Origin of the sequence: Sphingomonas sp. GC_Shp_5 (assembly GCF_026540855.1) — a bacterium.
In the GTDB taxonomy this organism is placed as follows: domain Bacteria; phylum Pseudomonadota; class Alphaproteobacteria; order Sphingomonadales; family Sphingomonadaceae; genus Sphingomonas.
Window position 1 is genome coordinate 1 of record NZ_JALNUP010000013.1, and the last position, 20,996, is coordinate 20,996.

The 20,996-nt window shown below is 66.5% G+C and carries 20 protein-coding genes; 7 read left to right on the forward strand and 13 right to left on the reverse strand.

Annotation, left to right across the window (positions count from 1 at the left end):
- From OXR60_RS11540 to OXR60_RS11580, 9 genes are all read right to left on the reverse strand, one after another.
- Positions 1-260 (reverse strand): biotin/lipoyl-containing protein (locus tag OXR60_RS11540; RefSeq protein ID WP_346732027.1); only part of this gene is annotated, 260 nt, incomplete at its 3' end.
- A 48-nt stretch (positions 261-308) separates the two neighbouring features.
- Positions 309-3,284 carry a 2-oxoglutarate dehydrogenase E1 component gene (locus OXR60_RS11545; RefSeq protein ID WP_267396057.1) on the reverse strand — a complete coding sequence of 992 codons (2,976 nt, stop codon included), beginning with the start codon at positions 3,282-3,284 and terminating at the stop codon, positions 309-311.
- A gap of 122 nt (positions 3,285-3,406) precedes the next feature.
- Positions 3,407-4,297 (reverse strand): succinate--CoA ligase subunit alpha, encoded by an 891-nt coding sequence (gene sucD, locus OXR60_RS11550; protein WP_267396058.1) that lies wholly within the window; start codon positions 4,295-4,297, stop codon positions 3,407-3,409.
- Between the two features lie 80 nt (positions 4,298-4,377).
- Positions 4,378-5,340, reverse strand: a complete 963-nt coding sequence (gene mdh, locus OXR60_RS11555; protein ID WP_267396059.1) for a malate dehydrogenase — start codon at positions 5,338-5,340, stop codon at positions 4,378-4,380.
- A gap of 123 nt (positions 5,341-5,463) precedes the next feature.
- Positions 5,464-6,516: an acyltransferase gene (locus tag OXR60_RS11560; protein ID WP_267396060.1), complete on the reverse strand. Its 1,053-nt coding sequence runs from the start codon at positions 6,514-6,516 to the stop codon at positions 5,464-5,466.
- Positions 6,517-6,600: 84 nt separating this feature from the next.
- A complete protein-coding gene (zapE, locus tag OXR60_RS11565; RefSeq protein ID WP_267396061.1) occupies positions 6,601-7,710 on the reverse strand; it encodes a cell division protein ZapE in 1,110 nt (369 codons plus the stop codon).
- A 91-nt stretch (positions 7,711-7,801) separates the two neighbouring features.
- Positions 7,802-8,269, reverse strand: a complete 468-nt coding sequence (locus tag OXR60_RS11570; RefSeq protein WP_267396062.1) for a PaaI family thioesterase — start codon at positions 8,267-8,269, stop codon at positions 7,802-7,804.
- A 22-nt stretch (positions 8,270-8,291) separates the two neighbouring features.
- Entirely contained in the window at positions 8,292-9,089 is a 798-nt protein-coding gene (locus OXR60_RS11575; protein ID WP_267396063.1) for a succinate dehydrogenase iron-sulfur subunit, read from the reverse strand.
- Between the two features lie 74 nt (positions 9,090-9,163).
- Positions 9,164-9,751: an ATP-dependent Clp protease proteolytic subunit gene (locus OXR60_RS11580; RefSeq protein WP_267396064.1), complete on the reverse strand. Its 588-nt coding sequence runs from the start codon at positions 9,749-9,751 to the stop codon at positions 9,164-9,166.
- Positions 9,752-9,895: 144 nt separating this feature from the next.
- Here OXR60_RS11580 and OXR60_RS11585 point away from each other — a divergent pair, with 144 nt between their 5' ends.
- Both OXR60_RS11585 and OXR60_RS11590 read left to right on the forward strand, forming a co-directional pair.
- Positions 9,896-10,903: an SDR family oxidoreductase gene (locus tag OXR60_RS11585; RefSeq protein ID WP_267396065.1), complete on the forward strand. Its 1,008-nt coding sequence runs from the start codon at positions 9,896-9,898 to the stop codon at positions 10,901-10,903.
- 38 nt (positions 10,904-10,941) lie between these two features.
- A complete protein-coding gene (locus tag OXR60_RS11590; RefSeq protein ID WP_267396066.1) occupies positions 10,942-11,178 on the forward strand; it encodes a hypothetical protein in 237 nt (78 codons plus the stop codon).
- A 71-nt stretch (positions 11,179-11,249) separates the two neighbouring features.
- On the opposite strand, the gene sdhA is transcribed toward OXR60_RS11590, so the two are convergent.
- From sdhA to sdhC, 3 genes are read right to left on the reverse strand one after another with little or no spacing between them, the layout of a single operon-like run.
- A complete protein-coding gene (sdhA, locus tag OXR60_RS11595) occupies positions 11,250-13,067 on the reverse strand; it encodes a succinate dehydrogenase flavoprotein subunit (RefSeq protein ID WP_267396067.1) in 1,818 nt (605 codons plus the stop codon).
- On the reverse strand, positions 13,067-13,450 hold the full coding sequence (gene sdhD / locus OXR60_RS11600) for a succinate dehydrogenase, hydrophobic membrane anchor protein (protein ID WP_267396068.1): 384 nt from the start codon (positions 13,448-13,450) through the stop codon (positions 13,067-13,069). Before sdhD ends, sdhA begins: the two co-directional genes overlap by 1 nt.
- Positions 13,450-13,881 (reverse strand): succinate dehydrogenase, cytochrome b556 subunit, encoded by a 432-nt coding sequence (sdhC, locus tag OXR60_RS11605; protein WP_267396069.1) that lies wholly within the window; start codon positions 13,879-13,881, stop codon positions 13,450-13,452. Before sdhC ends, sdhD begins: the two co-directional genes overlap by 1 nt.
- A 163-nt stretch (positions 13,882-14,044) precedes the next feature.
- Between sdhC and OXR60_RS11610 the strand changes: the two genes are divergently transcribed.
- The 5 genes from OXR60_RS11610 to OXR60_RS11630 all read left to right on the forward strand — a co-directional run bounded on the left by OXR60_RS11610 (position 14,045) and on the right by OXR60_RS11630 (position 20,040).
- The gene (locus tag OXR60_RS11610) at positions 14,045-15,403 is read left to right on the forward strand and encodes a methyl-accepting chemotaxis protein (RefSeq protein WP_267396070.1); all 1,359 of its coding nucleotides are present in this window, start codon (positions 14,045-14,047) and stop codon (positions 15,401-15,403) included.
- Between the two features lie 48 nt (positions 15,404-15,451).
- The gene (locus tag OXR60_RS11615) at positions 15,452-16,786 is read left to right on the forward strand and encodes a methyl-accepting chemotaxis protein (protein WP_267396153.1); all 1,335 of its coding nucleotides are present in this window, start codon (positions 15,452-15,454) and stop codon (positions 16,784-16,786) included.
- 84 nt (positions 16,787-16,870) lie between these two features.
- Entirely contained in the window at positions 16,871-17,566 is a 696-nt protein-coding gene (locus tag OXR60_RS11620) for an SDR family oxidoreductase (RefSeq protein ID WP_267396071.1), read from the forward strand.
- Positions 17,556-18,494 (forward strand): 50S ribosomal protein L11 methyltransferase, encoded by a 939-nt coding sequence (locus OXR60_RS11625; RefSeq protein ID WP_267396072.1) that lies wholly within the window; start codon positions 17,556-17,558, stop codon positions 18,492-18,494. Before OXR60_RS11620 ends, OXR60_RS11625 begins: the two co-directional genes overlap by 11 nt.
- Positions 18,495-18,621: 127 nt before the next feature.
- On the forward strand, positions 18,622-20,040 hold the full coding sequence (locus tag OXR60_RS11630) for a carbohydrate porin (RefSeq protein WP_267396073.1): 1,419 nt from the start codon (positions 18,622-18,624) through the stop codon (positions 20,038-20,040).
- Positions 20,041-20,110: 70 nt separating this feature from the next.
- Here the strand turns inward: OXR60_RS11630 and phhA are convergent, their stop codons facing one another.
- Positions 20,111-20,983: a phenylalanine 4-monooxygenase gene (phhA, locus tag OXR60_RS11635; protein ID WP_267396074.1), complete on the reverse strand. Its 873-nt coding sequence runs from the start codon at positions 20,981-20,983 to the stop codon at positions 20,111-20,113.
- Positions 20,984-20,996: the final 13 nt, after the last annotated feature.

Sequence of the window (20,996 nt, forward strand, 5' to 3'; positions counted from 1 at the left end):
GCCGGAGCAGCAGCAGCGCCGCCGCCGGCATCGATCGTCACCAGTAGCGCGCCGACCTGGACGGTATCGCCCACCTGGACGGCATGTTGGCCCATCACGCCCGCGACCGGCGAGGGCACCTCGACCGAGACCTTGTCGGTCTCGAGGCTGGCGATCGGCTCATCGGCCTTCACCGGGTCGCCGGGCTGCTTCAGCCACTCGCCGACGGTGGCTTCGGTGATCGATTCGCCCAGAACGGGGACGGTGACTTCGGTTGCCATCTCTCAATCCTTCTACCCCGATACCAGGGGTTCAGTCGGGTAGGTGTGTTAGCTGCTCGGCCCTTGGACAGGGCGAGCCGTGGTGGTCGAGCCCTCGCTGCGGGTGCGGCGGATCTCTTCTCGGACGTTGTGGCCGAGCGCATCGGCGACGAGCGCCCCCTGCTCGGCGGTGTGACGCTTCATCAGCCCGGTCGCGGGTGATGCCGCGGCCGACCGGCCGGCGTAGCGCGCACGCTTCACCATGCACTCCGCCGCGTGGAGCGATTCCTCGATCAGCGGCTCGACGAAGAACCAATAGCCGTTGTTCTTCGGCTCTTCCTGCGCCCAGACCACATCCTCGAGGTTTGACATCCGCGCGATCCGGCGCGCGAGCGCGTCGCCGGGGAAGGGATAGAGCTGCTCGACACGCACGATCTGCGTACCGGTATCGCCTGCCGCGTTGCGCGCCTCGATCAGGTCGTAGGCGACCTTGCCGGTGCACAGCACCAGCCGCTTCGTGTCCGCGTCGGCCGCACCGTTGGTGTCGGAGAGCAGGCGCTTGAAGTGGCTGTCGCCCTGGAACTCCGCCGCCGTCGACACCGCCAGCTTGTGGCGGAGCAGCGACTTGGGCGTCATCACGATCAGGGGTTTACGGAAGTTGCGGTGCATCTGCCGGCGCAGCAGGTGGAAGTAGTTCGCCGGAGTGGTGCAATTGGCGACCTGGATATTGTCCTGCGCGCACGACTGGAGGAAGCGCTCGGGGCGGGCCGAGCTATGCTCGGGGCCCTGACCTTCGTAGCCGTGCGGCAGCAGCATCACCAGGCCGTTGGCGCGCAGCCACTTGGACTCGCCCGAGGTGATGAACTGATCGATCATGATCTGCGCGCCGTTGACGAAGTCGCCGAACTGCGCCTCCCACATCACCAGCGTCTTGGGATCCGCCAGCGCATAGCCATATTCAAAGCCGAGCACGCCATATTCGGACAGCGGGCTGTCGAGCACCTCGAAGCGGCCATGCTCCACCGTGGTCAGCGGCACATACTTATGCTCGTCGGTCTGGTCGACCCACACCGCATGGCGCTGCGAGAAGGTGCCGCGGCCCGAATCCTGGCCCGACAGGCGGACGCCATAGCCTTCGGAGAGCAACGAGCCGAACGCCAGCGCCTCGCCGGTCGCCCAGTCGAAGTTCTCGCCGGACTTGAACATCTGCCGCTTGGCATCGATCACCCGATTGAGCGTCTTGTGGATCTGGATGCTGTCGGGCACCGTGGTCAGCGTGCGGCCGAGCGCGTCGAACAGCTTGAGCTCGATGCCGGTCTCGACGTTGCGGCGCTCGGTGCCGCCATCGGTCGGCGCCGACAGGCCGGACCAGCGACCGGCGAACCAGTCCGCCTTGTTGGGCTTGTAGCTCGCGCCGGCCTCGAACTCGCCTTCGAGCAGCGTGTTGAACTGGTGGATCTTGTCGTCCAGCCACGCCTGATCGATCACGCCTTCGGTGATCAGCCGCTTGCTGTAGATCTCGGCGACACCGGGGTGCGAGCGGATCTTGTTGTACATCAGTGGCTGAGTGAAGCCGGGCTCGTCGCCCTCATTGTGGCCGAAGCGGCGATAGCACCACATGTCGATCACGATGTCGCGATGGAACTTCTGGCGGAACTCGATCGCCATCTTGGTGGCGAAGGTCACCGCTTCGGGATCGTCGCCGTTGACGTGGAACACCGGTGCCTGGACGCCCTTGGCGACATCCGACGGGTAAGGCGACGAGCGCGCGAACTGCGGGCTGGTGGTGAAGCCGACCTGGTTGTTGATGATGAAGTGGACGCAGCCGCCGGTGTTATAGCCGCGGATGCCCGAGAAGCCGAGGCACTCCCAGACGATCCCCTGCCCCGCGAACGCCGCATCGCCGTGGATCAGCACCGGCAGCGAGCCGGTGTGCTCGGTGAGATCGTTGGCGATGGTCTGGATCGCGCGGGTCTTGCCGAGCACCACCGGGTCCGCCGCCTCGAGGTGCGACGGGTTGGCGACCAACGACATGTGGACCTTGTGACCGTCGAACTCGCGATCGGTCGAGGTGCCGAGATGGTATTTGACGTCGCCCGAGCCGCCGATGTCATCGGGGTTGGCCGAGCCGCCGGCGAATTCGTGGAAGATCACGCGCAGCGGCTTGTTCATGACGTTGGCGAGCACGTTAAGGCGGCCGCGATGGGCCATGCCGTAGACGATCTCGCGCACGCCATCCTGGCCGCCGTACTTGATCACGCTCTCGAGCGCCGGGATCATCGATTCGCCGCCGTCGAGGCCGAAGCGCTTGGTCCCGACATATTTCTTGCCGAGGAACTTCTCCCACTGCTCGGCCTCGATGACCTTGGTGAGGATCGCCTTCTTGCCGTCGACGCTGAACTCGATCGCCTTGTCCTTGCCCTCCATGCGCTCCTGCAGGAAGCGGCGCTCCTCGACATCGACGATGTGCATGTATTCGAGGCCGACGTTGCCGCAGTAGTTGCGGCGCAGCGTGTCGACGAGCTCGCGCACGGTCGCCCATTCGAAGCCCATCGTTCCGGCGAGGTAGATCGGGCGATCGAGATCGGCGTTGGTGAAGCCGTAATATTCGGTGCGCAGGTCGTCGGGCATCTCGCGGCGCGACAGGCCGAGCGGATCGAGGTTGGCGGCCAGGTGGCCGCGGACGCGATAGGTGCGGATCAGCAGCTGGGCGCGGATCGCGTCGCCGGCGGCCTTGATGATATCGTCCTTAGACGGCGCAGCGGCGGCCGCGGCGGCGGGCTTGCCGCCACCCTTGGCGGGCTTGGGCGCGGGCTCCATCTGGGTGGGGTCGAGCGCGGCGGTGAGGTCGTCGGTGCTGGTCAGCGGCCAGCGCTTGTTGGTCCAGCTCGGGCCACCGGTGCCGGCTTCCAGCCCCTCGAATAACCCGCGCCAGCCGAGATCGACCGACGACTGGTCCGCCTGGTATTTGGCGTAGAGCGCTTCAATGAACGCCGGGCTGACGCCCGACGCGATGTCGCTGAAATCCTGACCTTCGTAGCCCATTATTCGTCTCCGGCCGCTCGTCTTCGTTCAGGCGTCACCCCGGCCTCGAGCCGGGGTCCAGAGCAGCGAGCGACCCGCCGGCCGCTCTGGATCCCGGGTCGAGCCCGGGATGACGGTACAGGTCAGCCCTTCAACACTTCCAGCAGCGTCGAGCCGAGCTCGCTCGGGCTCGCCGCGACCTTGATCCCGGCCGCTTCCATCGCCGCGATCTTGTCCTCGGCGCCGCCTTGGCCGCCCGACACGATCGCGCCGGCATGGCCCATGCGGCGCCCCGGCGGTGCGGTGCGGCCGGCGATGAAGCCCGCCATCGGCTTGCTGCGGCCGCGCTTGGCCTCGCCGCGCAGGAACTGGGCGGCTTCCTCTTCGGCCGAACCGCCGATTTCGCCGATCATGATGATGCTCTCGGTGGCATCGTCGGCGAGGAACAGCTCGAGCACGTCGATGAAGTTGGTGCCGTTGACCGGATCGCCGCCGATGCCGACCGCGGTGGTCTGGCCGAGGCCGGCGTTGGAGGTCTGGAACACCGCCTCATAGGTCAGCGTGCCGGAGCGCGAGACGACGCCGACCGAGCCCTTCTTGAAGATCGAGCCGGGCATGATGCCGATCTTGCACTCGCCCGGGGTCAGCACGCCCGGGCAGTTCGGGCCGATCAGGCGGCTCTTGGAGCCCGACAGCGCGCGCTTGACCTTGACCATGTCGAGCACCGGAATGCCCTCGGTGATCGCGACGATCAGCGGGATCTCGGCATCGATCGCCTCGAGGATCGAATCGGCGGCGAAGGGGGGCGGCACGTAGATCACCGAGGCATTGGCGCCGGTCTTGCTGATCGCTTCGGCGACGGTGTCGAAGTTGGGCAGGCCCAGCTCCTCATGCGTGGTGCCGCCCTTGCCCGGGGTGACGCCGCCGACCATCTGGGTGCCGTAATCGAGCGCCGCCCGGGTGTGGAAGGTGCCGGTCTTGCCGGTCATCCCCTGGGTGATGACCTTGGTGTTCTTGTCGACGAGGATGCTCATGGGGGCTCCCGAGTGGATTACCCCGCACGGCGGGGTGGAAAACTAGCGCGCGGGCCTGGGCCCGCGCAGCGACACATGGATCAGGCGAGGCTCTCGTCGATGCCCTTGCAGGCTTCCAGCAGCTCCTTGACCGCGTCGACCGAGACCTGGAGGTTGGCCTTGGCTTCGTCGTCGAGCTTGATCTCGACGATCTTCTCGACCCCGCCGGCGCCGATCACGACCGGCACGCCAACGTAGAGATCGTTGAGGCCATATTCGCCCGAGACATAGGCGGCGGCCGGCAGCACGCGCTTCTGGTCGTAGAGATAGGCCTCGGCCATCGCGATGCCGCTGGTCGCCGGGGCATAATAGGCCGAGCCGGTCTTGAGCAATGCGACGATCTCGCCGCCGCCGCCGCGGGTGCGCTTGACGATCGCGTCGATCTTCTCCTGGGTGGAGAAGCCCATCTCGATCAGATCGGGCACCGGGATGCCGGACACGGTGGAATAGCTGATCACCGGCACCATGGTATCGCCATGGCCGCCGAGCACGAAGGAGGTGACGTCCTGCACCGAAACGTTGAACTCGTCGGCAAGGAAGTGGCTGAAGCGCGCCGAATCGAGCACGCCGGCCATGCCGACCACATTGTGATGGGGCAGACCGGAGAATTCGCGAAGCGCCCAGACCATCGCGTCGAGCGGGTTGGTGATGCAGATCACGAACGCGTCGGGGGCGTTGTTCTTGATGCCCTCGCCGACCGCCTTCATCACCTTGAGGTTGATGCCGAGCAGGTCGTCGCGGCTCATGCCGGGCTTGCGCGCGACACCGGCGGTGACGATGATCACGTCGGCGCCGGCGATGTCGGCATAATCGTTGGACCCGACGATCTTGGCATCGAAGCCCTCGACCGGCGCGCACTGCGACAGATCGAGTGCCTTGCCCTGCGGCACGCCCTCAACGACGTCGAACAGAACGATGTCACCCAAGCCCTTGAGTGCCGCGAGGTGCGCGAGCGTGCCGCCGATATTGCCGGCGCCGATCAGCGCGATCTTCTTGCGAGCCATTCCAATCCGTCTCCGTCTCAAAACATTCGGTGATTGGTCATGCCGCATAAGCTCATCCTCGGGCCGGCACAACCGCAAAAGGCCACCCTCGACGTTTCTTATTGCATGTTGTTCGCAATAGCGTTAAGCAGGTGCAGGTGCTCCGCCGGAGTATGGCCGCCGCGGATGACGACGAGCCAGCTTCATCATCGGCCGCTCGACGAGGCTTGAGATCGAAGCACCGACCATGATGCAGATCACCGCGGCCAGCGGCGCTATCGCTCCCTGCGGAACCCCGAAGAACGGTAGCAGCGGCCGTGCAACGGCCGCGATGCTGGCATGCCAGATGTACAGTGGATAGGCGATGAGCCCCAGCCAAGCGAGGCATCTAGCTGGATGCAGCAACAGGCGGGGAATGCGGCAATCTTCCAAGGCCAGGATGAGGGCGCCGGAGGAAAGATAGGCAATGGTAAAGCCGGGTCCGTGCCGAAATGCCCCGTCGCCAAACACGGCAAGAACCGAATAGCCGCCAAGGGCAATGCCGATCAGCGCTGCCCGATGCCGCGAGAGTGCCACGTAGAGCGACGGTCGGTGGCGCGCGATAGACGCCATCAGCACGCCAAACGCGAGCGAGTCGAGTCGGTACTGCGTTTGCCATTGAAGATGGAGCAGCGGCTCCCCCCACTCCAACGCGGCCAGGCGGAGCAGCAGGCACGCCACCATTGTCGCTATCAGCAATCGCTCGATAGCACGATGACCGCCCGCGCGCATCACGGCCGGCAACACCATGACCATCAGCAAGTAGAAATGCTCCTCAACCGCCAATGACCATAAGTGACTCGGCGCCCGATCATCGTAATTCTGAATGTGGAGCAGGACCGGCCAGATACTGCGCCAGCTGTCGGCGCCGCTGATCAGCATCATCGTCGCGAGATATACGAAGAGCACTGGCCAAAGGCGCAACACCCTGCGCGCGAAGAAAGCTCGGCGATCGAGTCCCGTCGGCGTTGCGACAGCAGTCAGGATGATCCGACCGATCAGGAAGCCGCTGAGTACGAAGAACAGATCCACCCCGACCCAGCCGACCGCGAATATCGGTGCTACGATGGCGTCAAAGGATGCCGCGCCCGTGGGCATGCGCAGGTGGAAGCCGAGAACGAGCAGGATCGCGATCCCGCGCACGACGTCCAGCGTCATCCGTCTGCGATAATCCTCACGCGGCATATCCGTGCCTACCGTGACGGTGATTAAGATTGCCCTGCCGGAGGCAACCTCAGATCATCAGCAATTGGTGTTGTGGCCGGCCGACAGATAGTCTTCCGAGCGCATTTCCTCCAGCCGGCTGACCGTGCGCTCGAACTCGAAACGGCCATCACCGGTTTCATACAGATGGTCCGGCTGGGCATCCGCCGCGGCGAGCAGCTTGACCTTGTGCTCGTACAGGGCGTCGATCAGCGCGACGAACCGCGCCGCCTCGTTGCGGTTCTCCGGGCCGAGTTTGGGAATGCCGACCAGGATCACGGTGTGAAAACGCCGGGCGATCGCCAGATAGTCCGCCACCCCGCGTGCCTCGCCGCACAATCGTTTGAACGAGAAGACCGCGACGCCCTTCAGGCTCTTGGGCACGTGAAGTGTGCGGCCCTGCACCGTCAGCTCCTCGGACGGCACATGCGCCCGATCCTCGACCGGATAGTCGGTCAGCCGGAAGAAGGCGGCAGAGAGCTGCGCGGTTGCCTCGGCACCGTTGGGCACCAGCCAGGTATCCTGGCTGCCGAGCCGGTCTCGGCGATAGTCGACCGGGCCGTTGAGCGCGAGCACGTCGAGGCGGCGCTCGATCAGCGCGATGAAGGGCAGGAAATGCTCGCGGTTGAGCCCGTTCTTGTAGAGATCGGCCGGCGCGCGGTTGGAGGTGGTGACGATCGTCACCCCGGCCTCGATCAGCGCGGTGAACAGGCGCGACAGGATCATCGCATCCGGGCTGTTGGTGACCATCATCTCGTCGAATGCGAGCAGCCGTGCTTCCGCCGCGATCGCGGCGGCGACCGGCGCGATCGGGTCGCCGGCCTCCTTGCGCCGCTCGATGGCGATACGGCCATGGACCTCGAGCATGAATTCGGAGAAGTGGACCCGCCGCTTGGGGCTGGCCGCGATATGGGCGTAGAACAGGTCCATCAGCATCGACTTGCCGCGGCCGACGTCGCCCCACAGATAGATGCCGCGCGGCGCGGCCCGCTTGCCGCCGGTCAGCCGCGCGAACAAGCCGGTCTTCGCCGGCTGGTCGAGCACGCTGGCCAGCCGATCGAGCTGCTCGGCCGCGGCGCGCTGTTCCGGGTCCGGGCGAAGCTCCCCGGCCGCTACCAGCGCTTCATAGGCAGTCAGAACCTTGGTCATTGATGATGCTCCTGAGCAGGCAGGAGCCCAAGGCCAGGGCGATGCACTGCGTGACCCGGTGCTGCGCCCATCACGGCCGCACCGGAAGATATCAAGCCGGGCGCGGCGTCGCCTTGCGCAGCGTGCCGGTGAAACTGGCAACGGTCGGCGCGCCCTCCTGAACGATCAGCCCGCGCATGAACAGCATCCGCCCGGTCTCGCGCAGCAGCTCGACCCGCGCCTCGAGCGGGAGGGCCAGATTGCCGGCACCGATGAACTGCGCGGACAGGTCCAGCGTCACGCCCCCACCCGCCCCCAGCGCGCCGAACCCGCGTGCGGCGGCAAACAGGGCGACGTCCATGAAGCCGAGCAGCGCGCCGCCGTGGATCGCATCATGGGTGTTGGCATGCTCGGGACGGGGCGTGATCCGCACCCGCGCGATGCCATCCTCGAGCCTGACATGGTAAGGCTCGAGGAACGCGTTGAACCGGGCACGCCCGGCCTGCCGCCACACCTTCCATCCCGGCGCGGTAGGATCGTCGTCATAGGACGCGAACGGATCGGCGGAAGGGTCGCTCAACGCTGCGGCGCCGGCGAGCGGATCAGAGGACCCGCTCGACTTCCATCTTCTTGATCTCGGCGATCGCCTTGGCCGGGTTAAGACCCTTGGGGCAGGTGTTCGCGCAATTCATGATCGTGTGGCAGCGGTACAGGCGGAACGGATCCTCGAGCTCGTCGAGCCGCTCGCCGGTCATCTCGTCGCGGCTGTCGGCCAGCCAGCGATATGCCTGGAGTAGGATCGCCGGCCCCAGGAACTTGTCGGCGTTCCACCAATAGCTCGGACAGGACGTCGAGCAGCAGGCGCACAGGATGCACTCGTAGAGACCGTCCAGCTTGGCGCGATCTTCCGGCGACTGCCGCCGCTCCTTGCCCGAGGGCGGCGGCGACACCGTCTGCATCCACGGCTTGATCGAGCTGTACTGCGCGTAGAAGTGGGTGAAATCGGGGACGAGATCCTTGATCACGTCCATCGACGGCAGCGGCGTGATCTTCACGTCGCCCTTCACGTCTTCGATGGCGGTGGTGCAGGCGAGGCCGTTGCGCCCGTCGATGTTCATCGAACACGACCCGCAAATGCCCTCGCGGCACGACCGACGGAAGGTCAGCGAGCTGTCTTGCTCGCCCTTCATCTTGATCAGCGCATCGAGCACCATCGGGCCGCAATCGTCGAGGTTGATCTCGAACGTGTCGTAGCGTGGGTTCTCGCCGCTGTCGGGATCGTAGCGGTAGACCTGGAACTTCTTGATCCGCTTGGGCCCGCCCTCGGGCGTGCTCGTCGCCTGGTGGACCTTGCCCTTGCTCTTGATCTTGCTGTTCTTGGGCAGGCTGAACTCGGCCATTGCCGCTTCGCTCCTCGTGATATGCTGCGAGTGCGGCTATGCCTTTCGCCGCCCCTGCGCAACCCCTGCAGCGATCAGATCACGTCCAGCACCAGCCCGAGCCGCTTGGCTTCCTCGGCCTCGATGTACCAATTGGACGGTGCCTTCTGCTTGAGCTCGTCGAGCGACACCTGGGTGCCGGCGACGAGATCGCGGAAGCCCTCGTCCTGGATGCGGATCGAATCCTCGATCTCGTGGAGCTTGGCCTTGAGCGTATAGCCGAGCGTGATCAGCGGCCCGTTGAGGTGGATGGTGCTGTTCATCAGCCGTTCGTGGATCATGATCCGCGACTCCCGCGTCAGGAACCGCTTCTCGGCGGGAAAGCCGGCCATGAAGGTCGCGCCGGCCGAATAGACTGCGACCTTGCCGAGGAACAGCGTCTCGCGCCCGGTATATTCGCGCAGCAGCCGGATATCGTCCGCCATCGCCCGCGCCATCTCGGGGTCGCCGCCGAGCGTGGTGATCGACACCACCAGCGGGCCATCCTGCGGCGCGTTGATCAGCTGGCCCTTGAAGTTGGTGTACATCGCCTCGTCCACCGTGCCGTGGAGCTGGATGTGGGGATGGGCCAGCAGGGGATAGCTGGCGGCGCCGGCGCGCTGGGCGATGGTGTCTGCAGTCATGACGCCGCCAACCGCGCGGCCGCCGACCCGTTCCCGGCGGCGCAAATAAAAGTAGCTGCTGCGCGCCCCCGCCGCGCGCGAACACCCCGGAACAAGCGCGGCCATCCGCGCGCTTGGCCACCGACTCGCGAGAAAGCTGCCCCGATGAAATTGACCCTGAAGCCATTGAATGAACAAGTGATCGTCATCACCGGCGCCAGTTCCGGCATCGGCCTCGTCACCGCCCGCGCCGCCGCCGCCAAGGGCGCCAAGGTGGTGCTGGTGTCGCGCAGCGATGACCAGTTGCGCAGCCTGGTGGCCGAGATCACCGCCGTCGGCGGCGTGGCGGATTCGTTTGCCGCCGATGTCGGCGATGCCGAGGCGGTGAAGGCCGCCGCCGCGCACGCCGTGGAGCGGTTCGGCCGGATCGACACCTGGGTGAACAATGCCGGGGTGACGATCTACGCCAAGCTGATGGACACGCCTAACGAAGAGCATGAGCGGCTGTTTCGCACCGACTATTTCGGCGCGGTCAACGGCGCGCTGGCGGCGGTGCCGCACCTCAAGGGCGGCGGCGCGCTGATCACCGTCGCCTCGATCGTCTCGGACATGCCGAGCCCGCAGATGGGTGCCTATGCCGCCGCCAAGCATGCGGTGAAGGCCTATATGCAGTCGCTGCGCATGGAGCTGCACAACGATGGCGTGCCGATCGCGGTGACGCTGGTGAAGCCATCCGGGATCGACACCCCTATCGGCCAGCATGCCACCAACCACGTCCGCGGCGAGGGCCAGATCCCGCTGCCGCCCTATGATCCCAAGCTCGTCGCCGACGCCATCCTGTTCTGCGCCGAGCACCCCAAGCGCGACATCACCGTCGGCGGCGCCGGCCGCGCCCAGGTGCTGTTCGCGACCCATTTCCCCGCGTTGCTCGAGCGGCTTGCGCCCAAGGCCGCGGCGGCCTTCACCGATCCGACCAAGCGCCAGCCCAAGCCGAGCAACCTGTTCGAGGGCGGCATCCGCACCGGGCAGGAGCGCTCGGGCGAGATCCCTGCGCGTCAATCGAGCCTCTACACCGCCGCGTCCAAGCACCCCAAGACGGTTGCCGCGATCAGCACCGGCCTTACTGCGAGCGCGATCGCGCTGCTGCTGATGAAGAGCCGTCGGCAGTCGTGATGGTGACGCCCCCCTCTCCCCTCGCCTTCGGAGATCCCATGGCAGACATCGACTGGAAGATGAGCGCGGCGCTCGAGAACGTCAGCCGCGGCGGCAACGAACTGCCCGAGGTCACCAACCTCGCCGCAGCGGTGCGCGCGTGGACGACGCTCGACAATGAACTGCAGAATGCGGCGGTGTTGACGCCCGAGCATGCGGTGACCGTGGATGGCGAAGCGACCGCGGCGTTCAGCGGCCAGGCGATCCGGCAGTTGGCCGCGCTGCTGCCGGCGTAACCGGGCCGCTTTTGCGGCACGCCCGGCACAGCGACGGCACGGGGGCGAGCGACCGCCCGCCCCCCGTTTGCTCAATAGACCCGCTTCTTGGGCTTGATGTACTCGACGTCGTCGGTGAGCGTATAATCGTGCACCGGGCGATAATCGATCGCGGTCGCGCCACCGACGCCACCCCAGCCGGTGAAGGTGGTAATGGTGTGCTTCATCCACTCGCCGTCGTCGCGATCAGGATAATCCTCGTTGACGTGGGCGCCGCGCGATTCCTTGCGGTTGGCCGCCGAGTCGACCGTCACCACCGCCTGGGCGATGAGGTTGTCGAGCTCGAGCGTCTCGACGAGATCGGTGTTCCAGATCATCGAGCGATCGTTGATGCCGATCTCGGCCATCTTGCCGTAGGTCGCCTTGATCAGCGTCTGCCCCTCGGTGAGCAGCGCATTGTCGCGGAACACTGCGCAATGCTTCTGCATGGTGCGCTGCATCTCGAGGCGGACCTCGGCGGTGGTCAGGCTGCCGCTCGAGTGGCGGACCTTGTCAAGCCGGCCCAGCGCCAGCTCTTCCGATCCCTTGGGCAGCGGATTGTGCGTGGTGTTGGGCTTGGTGATGTCGGCGATGCGCTTGCCGGTGGCGCGGCCGAACACGACCAGATCGATCAGGCTGTTCGAACCGAGGCGGTTGGCGCCGTGGACCGAGACGCAGGCCGCCTCGCCCACCGCGAACAGGCCGGGCACCACCGTGTCCGGATTGCCGTCCTTGAGGTGGACGACCTCGCCGTGGAAGTTGGTCGGGATGCCGCCCATGTTGTAATGCACCGTCGGCGTGACGGGCAGCGGCTGGCGGGTGAGGTCAACGCCGGCGAAGATCTTGCCGGTCTCGGTGATCCCCGGCAGGCGCTCGTGGAGCACCTTGGGATCAATGTGATCGAGGTGCAGGAAGATGTGGTCGCCGTTCTTGCCGACACCGCGGCCTTCACGCATCTCCATCGCCATCGAGCGGCTGACGACGTCGCGCGAGGCGAGGTCCTTGGCGCTCGGGGCATAGCGCTCCATGAAGCGCTCGCCCTCGGAATTGGTGAGATAGCCGCCCTCGCCGCGCGCGCCCTCGGTGATCAGCACGCCGGCGCCGTAGATGCCGGTCGGGTGGAACTGGACGAACTCCATGTCCTGTAACGGCAGGCCGGCGCGCAGCACCATGCCGCCGCCGTCACCGGTGCAGGTGTGCGCCGAGGTCGCCGAGAAATAGCAGCGGCCGTAGCCGCCGGTGGCGAGCACGGTGTTGTGCGCGCGGAAGCGGTGGATCGAGCCGTCTTCCATGCACAACGCAATCACGCCGCGGCACTCGCCATTCTCCATGATCAGGTCGAGCGCGAAATATTCCACGTAGAAGTCGGCATCGTAGCGCAAGCTCTGCTGGTACAGCGTGTGCAGCATAGCATGGCCGGTGCGATCCGCGGCGGCGCAGGTGCGCTGCGCGGGCGGGCCCTCGCCCATGTTCTGCATCATGCCGCCGAACGGGCGCTGGTAGATCCGGCCCTCGTCGGTGCGGCTGAACGGCATGCCGGCATGCTCGAGCTCATAGACCGCGGCCGGCGCCTCGCGAACCATGTACTCGATCGCGTCCTGGTCACCGAGCCAGTCGGAGCCCTTGACGGTATCGAACATGTGCCAGGTCCAATGGTCCGGGCCCATGTTGCCGAGGCTGGCGGCGATGCCGCCCTGCGCCGCCACGGTGTGGCTGCGGGTGGGGAACACCTTGGTGATGCAGGCGGTCTTGAGCCCGTTCTGCGCGCATTCCATGACGGCGCGCAGGCCCGAGCCACCCGCGCCGACGACCACGGCGTCATAGGTGTGATCGATGATCTTATACGCGGCGTCAGCAGAAGAGGCGGGCATTATGCGGCGGCTCCGAAGGCGATCTTGAGAATGGAGAAGATGGCGATGCCGGCGGTGCCGACCGTGAAGAAGTTGAGCAGCAGGATCGCGGCGACGCGGCGCTGCTCATGCTCGTAATCCTCGATCACCACCTGAAGACCGAGGCGGAAATGCCAGAACACCGAGGCGATCAGCAGGATCATCGGGATGGCGACCCAGGCCGACTGCATCCAGGCGTGGGTGTTGGCGTAATCATAGCCTGGCCGGCGCGCGATCGAGATCACGAACCACAGCATCAGGAACAGGTTGGAGCCCGCGGTGACGCGCTGGCGCCACCAGTGATGCGCGCCTTCCTTGGCGCTGCCGAGACCGCGGACGCGGCCGATGCTGGTGCCCGAACCCATCACTTCACCCCCATGACGAAGATCCAGAACAGCGCGGTGAGCACCACCGCGCCGATCATCACGCCGAGCGCGAACATCTTGTTGCGCTTGAGCTCGAACGCCGCGCCGGCGTCCATCACCAGATGGCGGATGCCGTTGAGCGCATGGACGAAGAACGACAGCGTCAGCCCCACCGCGACGATCCAGCCGAGGATGTTGAGATGGCCGGCATCGGTGGTGAACACGTCGACGAAGGTCGCATAGGCCTGGGCGCCGGCGGCGAGTGCGGCGAGCCACCAGACGAGCAGGATCGTCCCCACCGTCGCCATGCCGCTGCCGGTGGCGCGATGCAGGATCGAGACCAGCATGTGCGGGCCCCAGCTGTAGTGAAGCTTGAGTGGGCCGGCGAAAAGATGCGGGCTGCGCGGGCGCGCCGGATTGCGGGATGCCATGAATGGTCCTCGGGGAGCTTTGAATTGCTCTGCCTATTAGGCTGACGAGCCTTGGATGCAAGCGATTGCCCGCATGCTGGAGACCAACACCCTGTTAACCAATGCGGGTTAGATCGGGGATCACCACCGGTCGGGGAGCTGGTGACAGGGTAAAGGGAATGCTGTGCCGCAGAAGCAGTTGCCGCCGCCGGAGAGCGTAAGCAAGACGATCAATCTTGCCGAGCGACTGCGCTTGTTCGACCTCTCGCCCGCCGATGTCGAACTATCGCGCGAGCTGTGGACGGTGATCGAGCAGGACGCGCGCTCGGTTTCCGAGGCGCATTGGAAGCAGCGCCAGCGCCTGTACGGCGATGGCGGCAATTGGGCGCCGCACGAAGCGGACCGGATGATCGACCTCGGCGTCAATTACCTGCGTAACCGCTTCACCAACCTGGCCGGCATCTCCTGGGTCGAATCGGCCGAGCGGACGGTCGCCAGCGCCTATTCGCTCGACGTCGGGCTCACCCCGATCCTGGCGATGACCGATGCCGGCGCGCGCCGCACCTTCGACATCCTGCGCCGCCGCCTCGACGCCACCGACGAACGCTATGTGCAGCTGACCGACCTACTGCTGCGGTTGCGCTCGCTGGAATGCGACATCTATTGCACGCTCTATTCGGCCTATCAGCGCCACAACGACAAGTTCCAGCGCGACCAGCTCGCCGAGGAGTTCCGCGAGGGCATCGCCACTGCGGTCGAGACCGCAACCGATGAGGGCCAGGTGCTCCGCGGCCAGGCGGCGCGCAGCTCGGGTTCCGCACGCGGCATGCTCGGCAAGGCGAGCGAAGTCGCCGCCGCCGCCGAACAATCGGCCGTCGCGATGCGCGAGGCGGCGCAGACCGCCGCCGGGCTGATCCGCGCCATCGAGGACGCCCGCACCGAAGTGGAGGCCGCCGCCGAGATCGCTCAGCGCGCCAGCGTCCAGGCGAGCAACGCGGTCGGCATGTCCGAGGCGCTGTCCGATCACGCCAAATCGATCGAATCGATCCTCGGGCTGATCCGCGACATCGCCGGCCAGACCAATTTGCTCGCGCTCAACGCGACCATCGAGGCCGCCCGCGCCGGCGATGCCGGCCGCGGCTTCGCGGTGGTCGCCCAGGAGGTGAAGAGCCTCGCCAACCAGACCGCGCGCGCCACCGACGACATCGCCGCCAAGATCGCCTCGATCCAGTCGGCGACGCGTTCGACGGTGGAGACCAACGCCAGCATCAAGACCACCGTCACCGAGGTGCAGGAATCCGCCGAGCGGATCCGCTTCGCGATGGAGGCCCAGGCGCAGACCGTCACCGCGATCACCGCGGCGGTGGACGAGACCGCGCTTGCCGCCGATTCGATGTCGTCGACCATCGCCGCGATCCGCGAGGATACCGAGACGGTGGCCGCCGAGATCGACGGCGTCGGCCGCGGCTTCGACCTGCTCGATGGCCGGTTGAACAATCTCAAGAACAGCGCCGGCGATTTCATCGCCAAGGTCGCTGCATAAGCCGCAGAGGATGACCGTGTGGGTAAGGTGGCCGCTGTAAGCGACGGCATGCAGGCGCGACGCGGGATCGTCGAGCATCTGGGCGATTACGACTGGGATCATACGATCGCGGCCGCGTGCGCCGATATCTGCGCGCTGTTCTCGGCCGACGACTTCCGCAGGATCTCCGAGCATTTCTGGCAGCATTATCTGGCGCTGCCGGCGACCCAGCCGATCCGCCACTTCTTCCATGGCGAGCGGCTCGAGCGGCGGCTGCGCGAAAGCGCTGACTATGCGCAGCTCAAGTACAGCGAACCGTTTGGTGATCGTTGGGTGAGGATCGCCACCCGTCATGCCGAGCAGGCCCGCGCCTCCAACATCCCGCTGCCGACGCTGCAGGCGGCGCTTGCCTATTCGCACAGCATCACGCTGGCGATGATCGAGCGCCATGTCGCCGGCGATACCGCGCGGATGCTGCGCCTGGTGGATACGGTGCAGCGGATCTCGCTCGTCGAATCCGATCTGATGACCGGCCACCTAGCCGCACGGCAGGCGGCCGCCACCAGCGTCGAGCGTCAGCAGCGCTCCACCGCGTTTCGCGACAGCATCGCCGGCTCAATCGAGGGCGCGGCGACGCTCGGCGCGCGAATCCAGGTGCAGGCGAGCGGGGCTTCCGCCTCGACGCGCGACGTACTCGGCAAAGCGAGCCAGATGGCCGCCGCCGCCGAGCAATCCGCCTTCGCGATGCGCGAGGCGGCGCAAACCGCCGCCGGGCTGATCCGCGCCATCGACGAGACGCGCATGGAGGTGGACGCCGCGGCGGCCATCGCCAACCGCGCCAGCGACCAGGCGAGCGACGCCGTCCAGGTCAGCGAGGCGCTCAGCGAACATGCCAAGTCGATCGAATCGATCCTTGGCCTGATCCGCGACATCGCCGGCCAGACCAACCTGCTCGCGCTTAACGCCACCATCGAGGCGGCGCGGGCCGGCGACGCCGGCCGCGGCTTTGCCGTCGTGGCGCAGGAGGTGAAGAGCCTCGCCAACCAGACGGCGCGCGCCACCGACGACATCGCCGCCAAGATCGCCGCGATCCAGCAGGCGACCCACAGCACCGTCTCCACCAACGCCTCGATCCGCGCCACCGTGGCGGAGGTGCAGGGATCGGCCGATCGCATCCGGCTGGCAATGGAGGCACAGGCGCAGACCGTCACCTCGATCACCGCAGCAGTCGACGAGACCGCGCTTGCCGCCGATTCCATGTCGTCGACGATCGAGACGATCCGCACCGATACCGACGCGGTCGCCAAGGAGATCGACGCGCTTGGCGCAGGCTTCGACGAGGTCGGCGACCGTCTCGGCCAGCTGCGCCAATCGGCCGAGAGCTTCTCCGCCAGCGTCGGCTAGGCGCGCAGCATCCAGTTTCCGCTGTAATCAGGGCGGACGACGTGGCCTTTCAGTCACCCGCCTTCCTGTTCTAAGGCGGGGGTCATGACCATTCTTCTCACTGGATCGAGCCGCGGCATCGGCGCGGCCATCCACCAGACGCTGGCCGCTACCGGCGCCACCGTGATCGGCCATGGCACCCGCAGCGGGATCGCCGCCGATTTCGCCGATCCCGCCGCCCCTGCCGCTTTGTGGGAAACAGCGCTGGCGCAGGCGAACGGCACCATCGACGTGCTGATCAACAATGCCGGCGTGTTCGAGGCGAGCCCGCTCGATCAGCCGCACGGCGACTGGGTCGCGGATTGGGAGCGTACCCAGCGGATCAACCTCACCGCCGCCGCCGAACTCTGCCGCCTGGCCGTGCTTCACTGGCAGCAGCGTGGCTCGGGCGGCCGCATCGTCAACGTCGCCAGCCGCGCCGCCTATCGCGGCGACAGCCCGGCGCACTGGCATTATGCCGCCGCCAAGGCCGGCATGGTGGCGATGACCAAGACCATTGCCCGCGGCTATGCCCGCGACAACATCCTCGCCTTTGCAGTCTGCCCCGGCTTCACCATGACCGGGATGGCCGAGGATTACCTCTCCAGCCGCGGCGGCGAGCAATTGCTCGCCGACATCCCGCTCGGCCGGGTCGCCGCGCCGGAGGAGATCGCCGATGTCGCCCGCTTCCTCGCGCTCGACGCACCGCCGTCGATGACCGGAGCGGTGCTCGACGTGAACGGAGCAAGCTATGTCCGCTGATTCATGGAAGGTCACCCTGCCCTGCACCCGTGCCGAGGCCGAGGCAATCGATGCCGCGGACGATCTCGCGATCGACGCGGTGCTGATGACCACCGAGGAGGTGGAGGATGACGTCGAGCACTGGCGGCTCGACGCCTATCTGGAGGCCGAACCCGATGCGCTGACCATCGCGTTGATCCATGCGCTGGTGCCGAGCGCTTCGGGTCACGAGCCGGTCGTCGAGCATCTCGCCGCCGCGGATTGGGTGGCGATGAGCCAGGCCGGGCTGGAGCCGATCCAGGAAGGCCGCTTTGTCGTCCATACCGCTACCCACCAGCGCGAGGCACCGGCGAGGGGCCGCGCCTTTCTGATCGATGCGGGCCAGGCGTTCGGCACCGGTCATCATGGCACCACCGCCGGTTGCCTGGCGATGCTCGACGGGCTGGCCGACCGGCCGATCGCCAATGCCATCGATCTCGGCACCGGCACCGGCCTGCTTGCCTTCGCAGCGCGCCATCTGTGGCCGACCGCGCAGGTGATGGCGACCGATATCGATCCGATCGCGATCGACGTCACCCGCGACAATGCCGCGATCAACCAGGTCGAGGCGGTCGATCTGGTCGTCGCCGATGGCGCATTGTCGGATGCGATCACCGCGCGCGCGCCGTATGACCTGATCATCGCCAACATCCTTGCCGGGCCGCTGGTGTCGATGGCGCCCGAGGTGGCGGCGATCGCGGCCCCGGGGGCGACGATCGTGCTCGCCGGGCTGCTCGACACCCAGCGGCAGATGGTGGTCGATGCCTATGCCGCCTGCGGCTGTTCGCTCGTCGCGATCGATCGGCGCGGCGACTGGACGGTGCTGCGGCTGGCCGCCGGCGCGACCCGTCATGTGCCGAACGCGCCGGTCGATCCGAAGGGTCGTGACGGCTGGGCATTGGATCTGTAAGGGGCCGGCGTCTTCATTTCTGTTCGCACCTGCAAAATATCGTTACGCAGGTAGAACTTTCCAAGCGCCGGCTGGTTGGCGCGATCGAGACGCCAACGAGCGATAGGGGCCGATGACAATGTCTGTGTTGCGTAAAAGCATGTTGCCCGCGCTGTTGGTGTACGCCGCGCTGCCTAGCGCGGTCCAAGCCCAGGCGGTGGATCTCGGCGCGCCTGCCCCCGCTCCCGACGCCGCGGCCGAGCAGACGCCGGATACCAGCCAGGGCGACACTCAGCACCGCCCACGCACCCCGATCCGCAGCACCCGCGACACCTCGCCTTCGGCACTGATCGGCGACACCCAGAGTTCGCCGCCGCCCGGCCTGTTTGGCGACTGGCAGAAGATTCGTACTCGGCTGGGTGAGCGCGGCATTGGCCTCACCGCCCGTTATGCATCGGAAAGCGGCTACAATTTCGCTGGGGGCGAACGTAAACTGTTCCGCGAGACGGGACAGTTCGACGTCGGCGCGCTGCTCGACCTCGACAAGCTGGTAGGGCTGAAGGGCGGCGCCTTCCAGGCGACGCTCACCTGGCGGCGGGGTCTCAACCTGTCGGACGCGGCCGGGCTCGGCACGCTGCAGCAGGTGCAGGAAGTCTATGGCCGCGGCCAGACCGCACGCGTCACCCAGCTCTGGTACGAGCAGCGGATCGGCGACAAGGTTGAAATCAAGGTCGGCCGCACCAACCCCGGCGAGGATTTCGCGGTCTTCTCCTGCCACTTCCAGAACTTGAGCTTCTGCGGCGCGCAGCCGGGCAATCTGGTCGGCGATTACTGGCAGAACTGGCCGGTCGGCCAATGGGGCGGGCGCGTCCGCGTCGACCTCAACGACCATCTCTACGTCCAGACCGCGGCCTATGAGATCAATCCGCGCAACCTCGACGACCATTTCTTCGTCGCTCATTTTCACGGCGCAACCGGCGCGCTGGTGCCGATCGAGGCCGGCTATTCACGCGGCGGCGATGATGGTCATGTCGGCTCGTACAAGGTTGGCGGCTGGGTCTCCACCGCCGATCGCGCCGACGTATTGCTCGACATCAACCGCCAGCCGATCGTGATCACCGGGCTCGATCCGCTCCAGCGCTCCAGTGCATACGGCGTCTACATCGCCGTCCAGCAGCAGCTCACCGGCACCTCAAAGGACGGCAAGTCGGTCACCGGGCTCGGCATGTTCGCCAACATCACTCAGGCCGACCGCAAGACCTCGGTTACCGACAATCAGGTCTCGATCGGCCTGTTCTACAAGGGGCTGGTGCCCGCGGTGCCCGGCGACGTGCTCGGCTTCGCGGTGGCCCGCACCAACGTCAACGGGCGCGCCGCCGAGGCCGACCGGCTGGTTCCGGGCACGCCGGTGCGCGACGCCGAATATGCCTCGGAAATCTATTACAGCATCCATCCGGCCGACTGGCTGGAGCTGCGCCCGAACGTCCAGTTCATCCACCATCCCGGTGGCGTGAAATCGGCGAACGACGTCGGCGTGCTCGGGCTGAAGGCGGCGATCACGCTGTAACGGGTGCGGGCTCCTGCGCCGTCAGAAGCCCCGGTTGCGCCGGACACGGGCCGGCCTTCACCGTGCCAGATCAGGCGCTCGCCTTGCCTCGCGCATAGGCCTGCGTGCCCTCGGTGATGATCTCGTCACCCGGCACGATCTGCGCCACGGGGATGTCGGGCCGTGCCTTGAGCTCGGTATAGAGCGGCGCGAAATCGGTCTCGACCGTGATCCGCAGCAGCTCGTCGAAGCTCGGGATGACGAAGTAGTTCTGCTGGAAGTCGTCGATCCGATATTCGGTGCGCATCACCCGCGCGATATCGAAGCCGATCCGGTTGGGGCTGGGGTCGTCGAGCGCGAAGCGGGTCTCGGCGAAGCTGGAGACGATCCCCGAGCCATAGATGCGCAGGCCCTCGGGCTCGGCGATTAGCCCGAACTCGACCGTGTACCAGTAGAGCCGGCCGAGATACTTCAACGCGTCCATGCTGAGCGCACGCTGGCCGCCGCGGCCATAGGCCGCGAGATAATCGGCGAACACCGGATCGGCGAGCATCGGCACGTGGCCGAACACGTCGTGGAATACGTCCGGCTCCTCAAGATAGTCGAGCTGGTCCGGCCGGCGGATGAAATTGCCCGCGACGAAGCGGCGGTTGGCCATATGGTCGAAGAACACGTCATCGGGCACCAGCCCGGGCACCGCCACCACCTGCCAGCCGGTGAGCTTCATCAGCCGGTCGGACAGCTCGGCAAAATCGGGAATGCCGGGCTTGGAGAGCTTGAGCACGTCGAGCCCACGCAGATAGGCCTCGGAGGCGCGCCCCGGCAGCAGCGCCGATTGCCGTGCGAACAGCGTGTCCCAAGTGGCATGTTCCTCGGGGGCGTAATGCTGCCAATCCTGCGCCACCGTCCAGTCGGCGCCGGCGCCTTCGGGAGGCGACTCGTGCACGTGCGTTTCCTCAACCATGTCTGCCGTCTAG